The 14,604-nt window shown below is 69.2% G+C and carries 12 protein-coding genes and 1 tRNA gene; 9 read left to right on the plus strand and 4 right to left on the minus strand.

The features are described 5' to 3' along the window. The first annotated feature begins 182 nt into the window (after nucleotides 1-182). From ACIPWY_RS10860 to ACIPWY_RS10895, 8 genes are all read left to right on the plus strand, one after another. On the plus strand, nucleotides 183-1,238 hold the full coding sequence (locus ACIPWY_RS10860; RefSeq protein ID WP_401532812.1) for an ABC transporter ATP-binding protein: 1,056 nt from the start codon (nucleotides 183-185) through the stop codon (nucleotides 1,236-1,238). Beyond that, nucleotides 1,231-2,103, plus strand: coding sequence for a 2-aminoethylphosphonate ABC transporter permease subunit (locus ACIPWY_RS10865; protein ID WP_393704511.1), 873 nt, complete (start codon nucleotides 1,231-1,233; stop codon nucleotides 2,101-2,103). Before ACIPWY_RS10860 ends, ACIPWY_RS10865 begins: the two co-directional genes overlap by 8 nt. After that, the gene (locus ACIPWY_RS10870; protein WP_393704509.1) at nucleotides 2,090-2,887 is read left to right on the plus strand and encodes an ABC transporter permease; all 798 of its coding nucleotides are present in this window, start codon (nucleotides 2,090-2,092) and stop codon (nucleotides 2,885-2,887) included. Before ACIPWY_RS10865 ends, ACIPWY_RS10870 begins: the two co-directional genes overlap by 14 nt. 53 nt (nucleotides 2,888-2,940) lie before the next feature. Next, complete coding sequence (locus ACIPWY_RS10875; RefSeq protein ID WP_362906120.1) at nucleotides 2,941-4,002, plus strand: 2-aminoethylphosphonate ABC transporter substrate-binding protein; 1,062 nt, start codon at nucleotides 2,941-2,943, stop codon at nucleotides 4,000-4,002. A gap of 141 nt (nucleotides 4,003-4,143) precedes the next feature. After that, nucleotides 4,144-4,923: an HAD-IIA family hydrolase gene (locus ACIPWY_RS10880; RefSeq protein ID WP_362906119.1), complete on the plus strand. Its 780-nt coding sequence runs from the start codon at nucleotides 4,144-4,146 to the stop codon at nucleotides 4,921-4,923. Between the two features lie 99 nt (nucleotides 4,924-5,022). Next, complete coding sequence (locus tag ACIPWY_RS10885) at nucleotides 5,023-5,595, plus strand: hypothetical protein (protein WP_393704506.1); 573 nt, start codon at nucleotides 5,023-5,025, stop codon at nucleotides 5,593-5,595. A gap of 13 nt (nucleotides 5,596-5,608) precedes the next feature. Next, the gene (locus ACIPWY_RS10890; RefSeq protein ID WP_362906115.1) at nucleotides 5,609-6,289 is read left to right on the plus strand and encodes a class F sortase; all 681 of its coding nucleotides are present in this window, start codon (nucleotides 5,609-5,611) and stop codon (nucleotides 6,287-6,289) included. 383 nt (nucleotides 6,290-6,672) lie between these two features. Then, entirely contained in the window at nucleotides 6,673-7,710 is a 1,038-nt protein-coding gene (locus ACIPWY_RS10895; protein WP_362906113.1) for a glycoside hydrolase family 6 protein, read from the plus strand. Nucleotides 7,711-7,778: 68 nt separating this feature from the next. Here ACIPWY_RS10895 and ACIPWY_RS10900 read toward each other — a convergent pair whose 3' ends face one another. From ACIPWY_RS10900 to ACIPWY_RS10915, 4 genes are all read right to left on the minus strand, one after another. Further along, the gene (locus ACIPWY_RS10900; RefSeq protein WP_362902103.1) at nucleotides 7,779-9,716 is read right to left on the minus strand and encodes a kelch motif-containing protein; all 1,938 of its coding nucleotides are present in this window, start codon (nucleotides 9,714-9,716) and stop codon (nucleotides 7,779-7,781) included. Further along, nucleotides 9,713-11,638: a glycosyltransferase family 2 protein gene (locus tag ACIPWY_RS10905; protein ID WP_393701658.1), complete on the minus strand. Its 1,926-nt coding sequence runs from the start codon at nucleotides 11,636-11,638 to the stop codon at nucleotides 9,713-9,715. The genes ACIPWY_RS10900 and ACIPWY_RS10905 overlap by 4 nt, the downstream gene beginning before the upstream one ends. A gap of 448 nt (nucleotides 11,639-12,086) precedes the next feature. Next, nucleotides 12,087-12,773: a FadR/GntR family transcriptional regulator gene (locus ACIPWY_RS10910; protein ID WP_362902107.1), complete on the minus strand. Its 687-nt coding sequence runs from the start codon at nucleotides 12,771-12,773 to the stop codon at nucleotides 12,087-12,089. 126 nt (nucleotides 12,774-12,899) lie between these two features. Further along, nucleotides 12,900-12,973, minus strand: a tRNA-Lys gene (locus tag ACIPWY_RS10915). A 185-nt stretch (nucleotides 12,974-13,158) separates the two neighbouring features. On the opposite strand from ACIPWY_RS10915, the gene ACIPWY_RS10920 reads away from it, so the two are divergent. Then, entirely contained in the window at nucleotides 13,159-14,499 is a 1,341-nt protein-coding gene (locus ACIPWY_RS10920; RefSeq protein ID WP_393701661.1) for a peptidoglycan-binding protein, read from the plus strand. Nucleotides 14,500-14,604 lie beyond the last annotated feature (105 nt).

Below are 14,604 nucleotides of genomic sequence, written 5' to 3' on the forward strand. Positions count from 1 at the left end.
AGAGGGGCGGCGGTTGGCGCACTTCGGTTACGGAAACGTAACGGGTCTAGGCCAACTTTGGGTGGCCGTTCACCGTCCCGTTGCCGTGCGGACCTACACGGGTCATCCGCTCCGAGGAGCGTGGCCGCCGTGAGAGACAAGACCGACCCCATACCCGTCGTGCGCCTGGGAGCTGAGAGCTGATGGCCAGCGGCATCCGCTTCGACAAGGTGTCCGTCGCCTACGGCGCGAACACCGTCCTGCACTCCCTCGACCTGACCGTCGAGCCCGGCGAGGTCATGGCGCTGCTCGGCCCGTCCGGCTCCGGCAAGACGACGGCCCTGCGCGCCGTCGCCGGATTCGTGCGGCCCGCGACGGGCCGCGTCCTGATCGGCGACCGCGACGTCACGGACCTGCCGCCCCACCGGCGCGGCATCGGCATGGTCGTCCAGCAGTACGCCCTGTTCCCGCACCTGCGCGTGGAGGACAACGTCGCCTTCGGCCTGAAGGCCCAGAAGGTCGCCAAGGCCGAGATCCCCGCCCGGGTCACCGAGGCCCTCGAGATGACCGGCATGGCGTCCTACGCGAAGCGCTACCCGCGCGAGCTGTCCGGCGGACAGCAGCAGCGGGTGGCCATCGCGCGGGCCCTCGCGATCCGGCCCGGGGTGCTCCTGCTCGACGAGCCGCTGTCCGCGCTCGACGCGCAGCTGCGCTCCGGCATGCTGGCCGAGCTGGCCAGACTCCACCGCGAGCTGCCCGACGTGTCGATCCTCTACGTCACCCACGACCAGGTCGAGGCACTCACCCTCGCCGACCGGATCGCGGTCATGGACAAGGCGCGGCTCCAGGACTGCGGGACCCCGCAGGAGCTGTACCGCCGGCCCCGCACCGAATTCACCGCCTCGTTCGTGGGCAACGCCAATCTGCTTCCGGTCCAGGTGGGCTCGGACACGGTGTCCTTCGCGGGCGCCCAGCTGAAGGTGCCCACCGGCGACGTCGCCTCCGGGGTGTCCGCCACGCTGTGCGTGCGCCCGCACCTCGTCGGACTCGGTGACGGGCCCAACGCCCTCACCGGGTCCGTGTCCGAGGTGCAGTGGCGCGGCTCCACCCACCGCCTGTACGTCGACGTGGACGGCCACCGGCTCAAGGCCGACCTGCGCGAACTGCGCACCCCGCCCGCGCTCGGCGAAGAGGTCACCGTGCACTTCGCACCCGAGGACGCGGTGCTGCTCTCGGCCGGGGTGAGCAAGGATGGCTAGTGCCACGCTGAGCACGCCGGTGAGCAAGGCGACGGGGCCCCGCAAGGGGATGCCGAAGTGGGTGTGGGCGCTGCCGCCCGTCGCCGTCCTGGCCCTCGTGTTCCTCTACCCGCTCGCCCTCGTCGTGCAGCAGTCCGTGCAGCCCGACAGCGGCGGCTCCTCCCTCGGGCCGTACGCCGACGTCTTCGCGTCGTCCGCGTTCCGGGAGGCGCTCGGGACGACGGTGTGGCTGGCGCTGGGAGCGACCGTCGGCTGCCTCGTGCTCGGGTTCGCGCTCGCGCTCGTCATCGCGTTCGTCCCGTTCCCCGGCGGAAAGGCCGTCGCCAAGTTCATCGACGTGTTCCTCTCCTTCCCGTCCTTCCTCATCACCCTCGCGCTGCTCTTCGTCTACGGGTCCGTGGGCATGGCCAACGGACTGTGGACGGACGTCACGGGCGCCGCCACCGGGCCCTTCCAGTTCCTGACCACCCCGTGGGGCGTGCTCCTCGCCGAGATCACGTACTTCACACCGTTCGTGATGCGGCCCCTGCTCGCCGCGTTCTCGCAGATCGAGACCGCGCAGCTGGAGGTGGCGTCCTCACTGGGCGCGAAGCCGGCCCGCATCGTGCGGCGGGTCATCCTGCCCGAGGCGCTGCCCGCGCTCGCCGCCGGCGGCAGCCTCGTCCTGGTCATGTGCCTCAACGAGTTCGGCATCGTGCTCTTCACCGGCGCCAAGGGCGTCACCACGCTCCCGATGCTCGTGTACAGCAAGGCGATCCTCGAGTCCGACTACCCGGGCGCGTGCGTGGTCGCCGTCGTCAACGTCCTGATCTCCGTCGGCCTCTACGGCCTCTACAGGGTGGTGAGCCGCCGTGCTGGTGCATAGCCGTAAGGGCAAGTGGGCCACCTGGGTTCTCTTCTGCGCCTTCTTCCTGCCGCTGTTCGCGCTGCCGCTGCTCGTCATCGTCGCCGCGTCGTTCGCCACGAACTGGTCGAGCGCCTTCCCGACCGGATTCACCGGCGCCCACTACCAGGCCGCCACCAGCGGCGCGTCCCTCCAGGCACTGACCACCAGCCTGGTCACCGCCGTCAGCGCGAGCCTCCTCGCCCTCCTCGTCGGCACCTGGGCCGCGCTCGCGGCCGCCGCCCTCAGGAAGGGCGGGCGCAGGGTCCTCGACGCCCTGTTCATGCTGCCGGTCGCCGTACCGTCCGTCGTGGTCGGCCTCGCCGTGCTCGTCGCGTTCTCCAAGCCGCCGCTGGTGCTCAACGGGACCCGCTGGATCGTCATCCTGGCGCACACGATTCTTGTCACGGCGTTCGCCTATCAGTCGGTTTCGGCCGCGATCGTACGACTTGACCCCGCGTACGAACAGGCCGCCGCGTCACTCGGCGCCCGCCCCTCGTACGTCCTGTGGAAGGTCAAGCTGCCCCTCCTGCTGCCGTCGCTGAACGCGGCCGCGGGACTCTGCTTCGCCCTGTCCATGGGCGAACTGAGCGCCACGATGATGCTCTACCCGCCGGACTGGATGCCGCTGCCCGTGCAGATCTACGCGATCACCGACCGCGGCTCCCTGTTCACCGGATCGGCGATCTCCGTGATCCTCATGGCAGCGACGCTGCTCGTCCTGCTGCTCGTCTCGCGGATCCGCACCAAAGCCTCCTACCGCTGACCCTCGATTCCTGACCCTCGATTCCCGTATCGCTGCAAGGAGTTCACCTCGCCATGCGCAGAAACCTGCTCAAGCCGATCGCCGCCGTCACCGGAAGCATCGCCCTCGCCGCCACCCTCTCCGCCTGCGGCGGCAGCTCCGCCGCCTCCGACGAGAAGTCCGTCACCGTGTACAGCGCGGACGGCCTCAAGGGCGAGAACGGCGACGGCTGGTACGACCAGGTCTTCAAGGACTTCACGAAGAAGACCGGCATCAAGGTCAAGTACGTCGAGGGCGGCTCCGGCGAGATGGTGCAGCGCGCCGCCCGCGAGAAGTCGAACACCCAGGCCGACGTCATCGTGACGCTCCCGCCGTTCATCCAGCAGGCCGACGGCAAGGGCCTCCTGGAGAAGTACACGCCCCAGGGCGCCGACCAGGTCGACGGGGCCGACAAGGCCGCCGACGGCGCCTGGACCTCCGTCGTGAACAACTACTTCGGCTTCGTCTACAACAAGAAGGACCTGAAGACGGCGCCCACCACGTGGGACGAGCTGCTCGACGGCAAGTACAAGAACAAGCTCCAGTACTCCACGCCCGGCGTCGCCGGCGACGGCACCGCCGTGGTCGTCAAGGCCATGCACGACTTCGGCGGCAAGAAGCCCGCCATGGAATACCTGAAGAAGCTCCAGGCCAACAACGTCGGCCCGTCCGCCTCCACCGGCAAGCTCGCCCCCAAGGTCGACAAGGGTGAACTCCTCGTCGCCAACGGCGATGTGCAGATGAGCTTCGCGCAGGCCAAGACCATGCCGAACCTCGGCATCTGGTTCCCGAAGAAGGCCGGCGGCAAGCCGACCTCGTTCGCCCTGCCCTACGCCGGCGGCCTGGTGAAGAACGCCCCGCACAGCGAGAACGGCAAGAAGCTCCTCGACTTCATGCTGTCCACCAAGGCGCAGCAGCAGGTCAGTTCCATCGGCGGCGGCTTCTCCGCGCGCAAGGACGTCAAAGCGACCGACGAGAACGCCATCGCCCTCGCCAAGGTGATGGACGGCGTCGAGATCTTCGAGCCCGACTGGAACGACATCGACAAGAACCTCCAGACGTACGTGGAGGACTGGAAGGCGGCGACGGGCAGCTGACCTGCCGCCGCTCACGCGGGCTCGGCGGGGTCAAGATCAGCCCGTCCTGATTAGGCTTGGGGGGTGTCGGCACAGAGCGGTCCCGGCGCCCCCAGCTATTTCTTGACCCCAGTGTTTTCTTGTATGGCAGGAGACCGGCACATGGCAGAGCGCAAGCCCATCGAATCGTGGCTCACCGACATGGACGGTGTGCTCATCCACGAGGGCGTCCCGATCCCCGGCGCCGATGCCTTCGTCAAGAAGCTCCGCGAGTCGGGCAAGCCCTTCCTGGTGCTGACGAACAACTCGATCTACACCGCCCGCGATCTCCAGGCCCGGCTGACCCGCATGGGCCTGGAGGTGCCGGTCGAGAACATCTGGACGTCGGCCCTGGCCACCGCCAAGTTCCTCGACGACCAGCGCCCCGGCGGCACGGCGTACGTCATCGGCGAGGCCGGCCTGACGACGGCGCTGCACGACATCGGGTACGTCCTCACGGACCACGACCCGGACTACGTGGTTCTCGGAGAGACCCGCACCTATTCGTTCGAGGCCATGACGAAGGCCGTCCGCCTGATCAACGCCGGCGCCCGCTTCATCTGCACCAACCCGGACGAGACCGGCCCCTCCACCGAGGGCCCGCTGCCCGCCACCGGCGCCGTCGCCGCGCTGATCACCAAGGCGACCGGCAAGCAGCCCTACTTCGCGGGCAAGCCGAACCCGCTGATGATGCGGACGGGCCTGAACGCGATCGGGGCACACTCGGAGAGCAGCGCCATGATCGGCGACCGCATGGACACCGACGTCCTCGCGGGCCTCGAGGCCGGGATGAAGACCTTCCTCGTCCTGACCGGGCTGACCGGCAGGGCCGACATCGACCGTTATCCCTTCCGGCCTTCCGAGGTCGTCAATTCCATCGCTGACCTGGTCGAACTCGTCTGATCCCGGCTCCGGGGGCGGCCTTTCCCGGCGCCCCCGGGATGCGGATCCGGCCTGCGCGCGTGACCCTTCCAATACAGGAGGTTCACAATGCGTAGAGAGATGTTCGCTCTCCGTGCGATAGGGGCGGCAGCGGTACTGGTGACACTGCCCGTCGCCGCTGCCCACGCGGAAGGCGCGCAAAGCGGCGGAAACGACGGATCCACCGGTTCCGTGACGGTCACCCCGTACGCCCCCGCCCCCGGGACCCAGGTCGACCTCAGGGTCTCCGGCTGCAAGGAATCCAAGGGCAAGGCCTACTCGGACGCCTTCGAGAACCCCGGCGATCTCGCCCCGTCCGCCGACCAGCCCACTCTGACCACCCAGGCCCACATCCGCTCGTCAGCGACGCCAGGGATCTACGAGATCAAGGTGACCTGCGACGGCGTCAGCGGCAAGGTCAGGGGCAGCGTCCAGGTCCTCCAGCCGGGCCGGCCCGCGCAGGCCCCCACCGCACCCGTGCACGCGGGCGGCGGCGGCACCGCGCAGCTCACCGCGGCCCACACCACCGAGATCGCCGCCGCTCCGCGCGAGGAGGGCCCCGGCACCCGGCACGTGGTGATCGGCCTGGTGCTCGCCGCGGTCGCGTCCGTCGCCGTGGCCCTGCGCGGCGCCCGCCGGCGCCGTTCCGGCTGAGCGGGGGACGATCATGGCTGATCGCGAACGACCTCATGGCAACGGGCGGCTCGTGACCGGAGTGGCCTGGGCCGTACTGCTGCTGGGCCTTACGGTGTGGGGCCGCGAAGTCACCGACTTCCACGGCCTGTCCGCGCCCACGACCGGCGACGCGGCCGCCGTGGGACGGCCCCTCGGCATCGAACTGCCGCCCGCGCACAAGCCGATGGCCGCGGCGCAGCCGCAGCGCATCGACGTCTCCGCACTGAAGATCAAGGCACCGGTGACGGCCCGCGGCCTCGACGGGGGCGGCGCGATCGATCCGCCGCCGTTCTCGCAGGCAGGCGTCGTCGGCTGGTACGGCGGCGGCACGAAACCGGGCGAGCGCGGCACGGCCCTGCTCGTCGGGCACGTCGACACGGACACCAGGCCCGCCGTCTTCTACCGCCTCAGCTCGGCCAAGCCGGGCGACAAGGTGCGGGTCGCGCGGGTCGACGGGTCCGTCGCCGAGTTCACCGTCGACGACGTGCAGGTCTTCAGCCGCGAGCGGTTCGACGCACAGAAGGCGTACGGCCAGCGGCAGTCCGGCCGGGCCGAGCTGCGGCTGATCACGTGCGGCGGCTCCTTCGACCGCGCGTCGCACACCTACACCGCGAACGTCGTCGTGTCCGCGTACCTCACCGGCGTGACCGACGCACCCGCGTCCGCGAGCTGACAACGACAACAACGCCGGCAGCGCTGACAACCTGGCCCGGCCGACGACCCGCTCCCCCCGGGGAGCCGCCGGCCGGGCTGATCCTCGACCGCGCGCGCTCGGGCTGCGGGAGTGACCCGGCGTCGGCGCGGGAGGCCAGGCGGGACCTGCCCTCGCGGAGAGGTGGTGCCGGCCGGGGGCTCGGGCCGCTCACGACGACTCCAGAGCGGATGGGCGACGTGGCCCAGAGGCTGTTCGACACCGAGTCCGCATGCGCTCTCCCACCTGGTGAACGCCGAACGCGGGGGCTGTAACGGGTATTTGACGAACCCTGTCCGCCCTCGTGGCCGCGGCGGCCCGTATGCCAGGATTGAGAGTCGTACAGGGCACCCAAGGGGGAGTGGATGTACCGCAAGGACGCAGGCCGCGTACGCGGTGTCGGCGCCTGGGGGGTGAGGGCGGGAGCGGCGGCCGTGGGGGCGGCGTTGCTGGTGTCCGGATGTTCCTCCGGGGACGGCAAGGACAAGAACGGCTCACCGTCACCCGTGAAACAGCAGCCGAAGGGCTCCGACCCGTACTGGGTCAACCCGGACGGCAGCGCCGCCAAGCAGGTCGCCGCCTACGAGAAGGCCGGCAAGAAGGACGACGCCGAGCAGATCCGGAAGATAGCCGAGCAGCCCAGCGGCGAGTGGATCATCCCGGAGAACGCGGAGGACCAGGCCCGGGGCTACACCGAGGCGGCCGACCAGGCCGACCGGGACGCCCTGCTCGTGCTCTACAACATCCCGCACCGCGACTGCGGCCAGTTCTCCAAGGGCGGCGCGGCCGACGGGAACCAGTACCGGGCGTTCATCGACAGCGTCGCCAAGGGCATCGGCGACCGGCACGCGACGGTGATCCTGGAGCCGGACGCCGTGCAGCACATGGTGGACAACTGCACGCCGGAGGAGTTCCACGAGGAGCGCTACGACCTCCTCAAGGGCGCCGTCGGCAAGCTCAAGTCCCTGAAGAACACGACCGTCTACCTCGACGCGGGGAACGCCGGCTGGGGCAAGCCCGACCAGATCTTCCAGCCGCTGCAGTGGTCCGGCATCGACCAGGCCGACGGCTTCTCGGTCAACGTGTCGAACTTCTACACCACCGCGGACTCCGTGAAGTACGGCAAGGAGCTCTCGGCGAAGGTCGGCAACAAGCCGTTCGTCATCGACACCAGCCGCAACGGGAACGGTCCCTACACGGGCGGCGACCCCGACCAGCGCTGGTGCAACCCTCCCGGGCGGGCGCTGGGCGAGGAGCCCGGCACCAGGACCGGCGACCCGCTGGTCAAGGCGTACCTGTGGGTCAAGCGGCCCGGCGAGTCGGACGGTGACTGCAAGGGGGGTCCGAAGGCGGGGGCCTGGTGGCCGGAGTACGCGATCGGTCTCGCCAAGGCCAGTAAGTAGGGCCGGCGGCAGGGACAGCGGAAAGGGGGTGCGGGGCTTCGGCCCCGCACCCCCTTACGTACGTTCCCCTACGGCACGTGCACCCACTGCGCCTTGCTGGGTGTTCCCTGATCGTCCGTCACGAACAGCATGTACCAGCCCGATTCGACGAGGCTGCGGTTGTTCGGGATGGTCACCGTGACACTGTCCTTCGACTTCTTCAGGTCGAGGGCGATCGACGTCTGGTCGACGTCCGTGACGTGCGTGGACGCGCTCGGCCTGATCAGGCGGGCCGTCCTGATCGCCGTCGCGTGGTCCGACGTGTACGTCGCCGTGCCGCCGCGCGCGACGGTCTTCGTGCCGCCGCTGAGCGTGGGCCGCGAGTCCTGGTACAGGTACGGCGGCGTGTAGATCTCGATGCGCTGCTCGAAGACGCCGGGCTTGGTGTTCGCCTTGTCCGCGTAGAGCGAGTCGGAGCCGAAGAACATCACGCGGCCGTCGGGCAGCAGGATCGAGCCCGAGTGGTAGTTGCGGCCGACGAGCGGGTCGGCGACGCGCTTGAACGTGTTGGTCTTCACGTCGTACAGCCGCGCCTGGTGGATGTTCGAGTCGCCGCGGCCGCGGTAGTCCTCGGAGCCGCCGGACACCAGGACCGTGTCGTCGGGGAGGGTGGAGGACTGCGGGTAGCGCGTGCCCTTCTCCAGCTCGGGGCCGTCGACGAACTTCGGGTCCCTCGCCTTCAGATCGACGATCCGCGTCCTGCGGCTCGACTCCTTGGACTCGCCGACCCCGCCGCCGCCGACCACCATGTAGCGCTGGTCCTGCGCGGGAGGCAGCTCCACCGTGCCGGCGGTCTCCATCAGCTTCGGGTCGCTCAGCCCGGGTATCTTCTGGAACTTGTTGGTCCCGAGGTCCCAGATGCCGGGCGTGCGGCCGACGTTGTCGGGCCCGTAGCCCGCGTTGGCGCCCGAGTAGAAGATCTTCCCGTCCTCCATCTGGAAGAGGGCCGGGTACGTCGGGAACTGGCGGATCCCCTTGGTGTACGTCCACTTCTTGGTCTTCGGGTCGTACGTCTCGTTCTTGCCCGGGACGAGCTGGCCGATGTCGTCGAGCCCGGAGACCGAGAGGACCTTGCCGTCCGAGAGCGTGGTCAGCGTCGGGTACCAGCGCGCCTCGTTCATCGGGTCGACCTTGATGTACTTCTCGGCGACCGGGTCGAACTCGTAAGAGTCCCTGATCCCCTGGAAGTCCTTCTTGTCGAGGGCGAGCTTCTGCGCGATGCCGTAGACGTTGCGCGCGTCGGCGCCCTTGAGGCCCTGCACGCGGTAGTTGTCCTGCGTGCCCGTCTCGTACTCCGTGCCGCTCTTCTGCGCCTCGACGTACACCCGGCGGATGCCCGGGTCGTTGCGCAGGAACTTGCCCGTCGCGGGGTCGAAGACCTTCTTCGCCCGCTCGATGGTGATGTTCTCGCTGGTGACGAAGGTCTTGCCGTTCTCCTTGCCGGTGAACCTGGACCCCTTGGGGATCGTCTTCGGCTCGTCCGGGTCCTCGTTGTGGACGATCATCAGGCCGCCGGCCTTGGTGACGTCGCCCTTGAGCTTCTCGTAGCTCTTGGTGCCGCCGGCGATGAGCAGATTGCCGTTGGCCAGCTGGGTGTGGCCCGTGCAGAACAGATCGGTGGGCGTGGGGATCTTCTTGATCGTCCCCTTCACCGGGTCCCACAGGCGGGTGTCGAACTTCTTCGCGTCGAAGTTGTCCTGGTTGTTCCCGGAGCCGGCCACGAGCAGGATCTTGCCCGTGTGCAGCAGTGCGGCGTGGATCGTGTTCTGCCGGTACTCCTTGGGGAACTCGACGATGTCCCACTTGCCGTTCTCGGCCTTGTACTCGGGTCTGTCGATCTTGTACTCGTGGTACTTCGCGGACCCGAACCGATAGACCCACGGCCCGTTCATCCCGGCAAGCGCTAGCACCACCACCGTGCCGATGGCTATGCGTCGGGCACGGCGGCGGCTGGCACCGTCTTTCACTTGTTACGTCCCCCCAGGGAGATCTGCATGGTCTGGTCGCTGCCCCCGCCTGCGGCCCATGCGGGCTTCTGCTGCGGAACGCCGTGCGGCTGCGGATGCGGCGGCTCGGACGTCTCGGCGGCGGGCGGCTTCGGCTTCTTCCTGTCCTGGCGCAGCATGTACCGCCAGGCGAACATCGGCAGCGCCGTGATCAGCAGGGCGAAGCAGGCCCAAGTGATCATCGCCGGGTGCGAGTGCCCGTACACGAAGCCTGCGGTGATCGACCCGGCGAAGACGAGGATGAAGTACCAGTGGTACCGGAAGGTGCCGAACCACCGGTCGGGGCTGGCCGAGTCGCCCTTGGGCGTGACGACGAACTTGCTCTTGCGGCGCAGCACCGCGTCGAACAGGGCCTTCGCGTACAGCGGCGCGGACAGCGCGGACATCACCATGCCGGCCACACCGCCGGAGCCCTCGGGCTCGTGCGGCGAGACGTTGTGCCGGCGGTTCCAGATGTAGAGGCCGATCTGCAGCGCCGACGCATTGCCGTACAGCATCAGCCAGATCGTCGGGTCGATGTTCACACCCGAGGCGCCGAGGCCCAGGAACAGGGCGCAACTCAGCGCCGCCAGAATCCAGTTCATGGCGGACATCGGGTAGAAGATGATCATCATCGTGTAGTTGAAGAGCTTGCTCGGCGGGAGCGAGAAGAAGCCCTTCCAGTACTGCTTGAGGATGGTCTCGTACGTGCCACGCGACCAGCGCATCTGCTGCGTGAAGAAGTCCGTCCAGGCGCTCGGGCCCTCACCGACGGCGAGCACGTCCGGCGTGTACACGGACCGCCACTTCCTGCCGGTGGCCGGGTTCTTGGCGCGGTGGATCTCGAAACCGGTCGCCATGTCCTCGGTGATCGAGTCGTACAGACCGCCGATCTGCTTGAGGGTCTTGATGCGTACGGCGTTGGAGGTGCCGACGAACATCGGGGCGCCGTAGGCGTTGCCCGCGCGCTGGATCAGAGCGTGGAAGAGGAACTGCTGCGACTCGGCGGCCTTGGTGACGAAGTTGTCGTAGTTGCCGTACACCTGGGGGCCGATGACGAAGCCGACGTCCGGGTCGCGGAAGAAGCCGAGCATCCGCTCCAGGTAGTTGGGCAGCGGCACGTGGTCGGTGTCGACGGAGGCGAAGTAGTCGTAGTCGTCGCCGTGCGCGTCCAGCCAGGCGTTGTAGTTGCCGTGCTTGGTCTTGGCGCGGTGCGGGCCCTTGGCCTGGTTCCACCTCGCGACGCCCTTGCGGGAGAAGTGGTGCACGCCGAGGCGCTCGCAGACCGCCTTCACCTCGGGGTCGTCGCCCTCGTCGAGGAGCCAGATGTGCAGCAGCCCCCGGTGGCGCAGCTTGACCGCCGCCTCCAGGGTCTTCGTCACCATCTCGATCGGCTCCTTGCCGGGCACGAACGAGGTCAGGAACGCGACTTTCGTGCCGGTCTCGGGCACCACCGGGATCGGGTCACGGGCGACGAGCGTGGCGTGCGCGTTCGACAGGACGTTCATGCAGCGGAAGAACTCGATCAGGCCGATCGACACCAGCATCACGACGTCGAGCGCGGGCAGGAAGTCGTACGCCGGGTAGTCCCGCTCCGTCCAGTGCTCGGGCTGGAGCAGCCAGAAGAGGAGCACGAGGGAGAGCAGCGGCGCGGCGCCCAGCATCAGCGCGGCCCGCAGCCGGTGCGGCTCCTGCGAGAGCAGTGAGCGGTACTGCACCTTGTACGGCTTGCCGGGTTCCGGCTGGGTCAGCGGGCCCGCGAGGCGGCTGTAGTGCTCGTAGTCGTAGCGCGGCAGGGCCTTCTTGATGCGCCGGAAGCCGCCGGTCCGATGCGGCGGCACGCGTAGCTGGGTGGTCTGGGACGGATCGAAGTTCTGCCGGGCGCCTGTCGGCGTCGACGTCATGAGTCATTCCCCCCGCACGCGAGTCACCGCGTGGTCGTCGGTCATCCGTCCGGTTCGGTCCCCCTCGACCTTGCCGGACGTGTCAGTGGCAGGCCACCATCCCCCGTCTAAGACTGAGAAGGCGGCCTTCCGGTTGCATGATGCCCCCCTCGGCATCGCTTCATGAACGGGGCCCCCGCCCCTGAGTCGAGCGCAACCGGTACCGGTCGGGCGTCGGCCCCAACTGCCTTGTGCCGCCTGCCTCATCGGAGCCGATGGCTCCCGGACAGGGTTCTATGCGCTTCATCATGATCGCAAGGGCGATACGAAGCGAAACAAGCTGTTTACCGGTCATACGCACGATTTAGTGCGCCTGTTGGGACGGATGGGGCGCGCGGCAGTCGCCTACGGGGTGTGCGCCGGGGGGCGCGCCGGGGCGTCCAGGTGCTGCCCGCTGGGGGCGGGGCGCTCAGGCTTTGCTGGCCGGGGTGCTCAGGCGGGTGCGGATGTCGCCGAAGTGCTCCGTTATGGCGCGCTCCGCCCGCAGCGGGTCGCCGGAGCGCACGGCGTCGACGATCTCGCGGTGCTGGAGGCTGGTGACCTTCGGGTCGTGCGGGATGGCGACGAGGTCGGTGCGGACCCGGTGGAAGGCATCCCAGAACGCCTCCATGACCTCGCCGAGCAGAGGGTTTCCGAGGCCGCGGTAGAGCGTCGCGTGGAAGGCGCGGTCGGTACCCGGGCTCACGGCGCCGTCGGTGGCCGCCTCGGTGTCCATGCGGTCGACGAGGGCGTCCAGTTCGGCGAGGTCGGCCTCGGGGACGCGGCCGGCGAGGCGCGCGATGAGGCCGGTCTCGACGGCCTCGCGCAGTTCGAGGAGCTGGAGCAGGCTGTCCTCGCCGCGGTAGTGCCCGGCGACGGTGCGGAAGGTGAGCCCTTCGATCATGGGGGCCATGGACATCGGTCCGACGTAGGTGCCGAAGCCGTGCCGGATCTCCACGATGCCCATCGCCTGGAGAGCCTTGAGCGCCTCACGCACGGAGTTCCGGCTGACGCCGAGGAGCTCCATCAACTCGGGCTCGGTGGGCAGGGAGGCACCGGAGGGAAGCCGCCGGTCGATGATGAGCTTTTTGATCCGCTCCTGGAGGTCACGCGCCATGGGCCCACGTTATCGGCAGGAGCGGCTGCCGTACGCCCCCGAGCAGCAGAAAGACCCGCCCGCTCACGCGGTGGGCCCGCCAATGGCGAAAGCCCCCCACGTGTGTGGAGGGCTTTCGCTTGTCTGTGCGCCGCCAGGGACTCGAACCCCGGACCCGCTGATTAAGAGTCAGCTGCTCTAACCAACTGAGCTAGCGGCGCCTGCTGACCTGGAGAACTCTACCCGAATCCCTGGGGTGCTCAGGACCACCGCGCCTGTCCGTATCACCCTATTTATCCATTAAATACATCATTCGGACCGTCAACATGCGATATCACCAGAGAGTTGAGAGGCTTCCGTTTGTGGAGATGTTGGACATTTCGTTCTGGAGTGTGAGGGGAATCGCATGGAAGCTCCGGTGTTCGAAGAATTCGATCCTGCGAGCGATTGCGACTGCCCGGGATGCCTTCGCTGGCGGCAGGCCGGCCAGTGCTCCCTGTCGTCGCTGACGATCAGTCTCGGCGGCCACCCCGCCGCCCACGGCGCCCGGCGCGCGCTCGTCCTCGCGGCCGCGGCCGGCACGGTCATCGGCGGCGCGTCCACGGCCCCCGCCGTCGCGTCCGCCCACGCGTCGGCCAGACCCGGGCTGCCGTCCACGGACGAGCCGCCGACCCCGCAGGGCGGGTCGGGCCCGCTGCACGGACCGGCGGGGAGCCCGGCCGCGCCTTTGGGCCAGGTGGCCGCACTGCCCGCCACGACCCGCGCGGCGATCATCAACCGGGCCAAGCTCTGGACCACCGCCAAGGTGCCGTACAGCATGGCCAAGTTCTGGAGCGACGGATACCGGCAGGATTGCTCCGGCTTCGTCTCCATGGCCTGGCACCTCGGCACCAACGAATGGACCGGGAGTCTCGACAAGTTCGGGACGCGCATCACGCGCGATCAGCTCCAGCCCGGCGACATGCTGCTCTTCCACAATCCGGCGGACCCTCAGAAGGGATCGCACGTCGTCATCTTCGGCGGCTGGACCGACTACACGCACACCTACTACATCGCGTACGAGCAGGCGCCGCCCAGCGCCCGCAAGCAGTCCACGCCCTATGCCTACTGGAGCAATTCGACCCGCTATGTGCCCTATCGCTACAAGGGGCTGAAGCAGGAGGAGATGGCGGCCGGCGGTCCGGCGTCGACGCGGTTCCCGGGCGCCAAGTCGTTCGGTTCCGGGGTGGACAACGCGAACGTCACCCGGCTCGGGAAGATGCTCGTCGACCGGGGAGGCGGCAGGTTCTACACGACCGGGCCCGGGCCGCGCTGGGGCGAGGCCGACCGGCTCGCCACGCAGGCGTTCCAGCGCGCACAGGGCTGGACCGGCACGGACGCCGACGGCCTCCCCGGGGCCGCGACCTGGGCCTATCTCGTGGGCGGCAAGGGCAAGGACATCCCGCCCGCCCCGGGCGGCGCGCCCAGTCCCGGCAGCGCGCCCGCCCCCGCCTCCGCCGTGTCCAAGGTGCCGCCCTATCCCGGGCGCGGCATGTTCCGGCCGGGCGCGGACAACGCGTACGTCACCCGGCTCGGCAGGCAGCTGGTGAAGAAGGGGTTCGGCAAGCACTACACGAAGGGCCCGGGGACCCGCTGGGGCGAGAGCGACCGGCGGGGCGTCGAGGCGTTCCAGCGGTCCCAGGGCTGGCGCGGCGGCGCGGCCGACGGCTACCCCGGGCCCGAGACCTGGCGAAGGCTCTTCTCGTGAGCGCCCACCGGCCGGCCGCCGGCGGGGCGTGAGGTCCCGTCGGCCGCGCGCGGCCCCGGGGGTGCGCGGCGACTCGCCCCGCCGCACGCCCCCTCCGGCCTTGCC

This window comes from Streptomyces sp. NPDC090032 (assembly GCF_044748025.1).
GTDB lineage: Bacteria > Actinomycetota > Actinomycetes > Streptomycetales > Streptomycetaceae > Streptomyces.

What these genes read in the sequence shown, in the direction of transcription:
- ACIPWY_RS10920 (WP_393701661.1), top strand. Translation starts at nt 13,159, where the DNA reads ATGGAAGCTCCGGTGTTCGAAGAATTCGATCCTGCGAGCGATTGCGAC.
- ACIPWY_RS10885 (WP_393704506.1), top strand. Translation starts at nt 5,023, where the DNA reads ATGTTCGCTCTCCGTGCGATAGGGGCGGCAGCGGTACTGGTGACACTG.
- ACIPWY_RS10905 (WP_393701658.1), bottom strand. Translation starts at nt 11,638, where the DNA reads ATGACGTCGACGCCGACAGGCGCCCGGCAGAACTTCGATCCGTCCCAG.
- ACIPWY_RS10875 (WP_362906120.1), top strand. Translation starts at nt 2,941, where the DNA reads ATGCGCAGAAACCTGCTCAAGCCGATCGCCGCCGTCACCGGAAGCATC.
- ACIPWY_RS10865 (WP_393704511.1), top strand. Translation starts at nt 1,231, where the DNA reads ATGGCTAGTGCCACGCTGAGCACGCCGGTGAGCAAGGCGACGGGGCCC.
- ACIPWY_RS10880 (WP_362906119.1), top strand. Translation starts at nt 4,144, where the DNA reads ATGGCAGAGCGCAAGCCCATCGAATCGTGGCTCACCGACATGGACGGT.
- ACIPWY_RS10895 (WP_362906113.1), top strand. Translation starts at nt 6,673, where the DNA reads ATGTACCGCAAGGACGCAGGCCGCGTACGCGGTGTCGGCGCCTGGGGG.
- ACIPWY_RS10890 (WP_362906115.1), top strand. Translation starts at nt 5,609, where the DNA reads ATGGCTGATCGCGAACGACCTCATGGCAACGGGCGGCTCGTGACCGGA.
- ACIPWY_RS10860 (WP_401532812.1), top strand. Translation starts at nt 183, where the DNA reads ATGGCCAGCGGCATCCGCTTCGACAAGGTGTCCGTCGCCTACGGCGCG.
- ACIPWY_RS10910 (WP_362902107.1), bottom strand. Translation starts at nt 12,773, where the DNA reads ATGGCGCGTGACCTCCAGGAGCGGATCAAAAAGCTCATCATCGACCGG.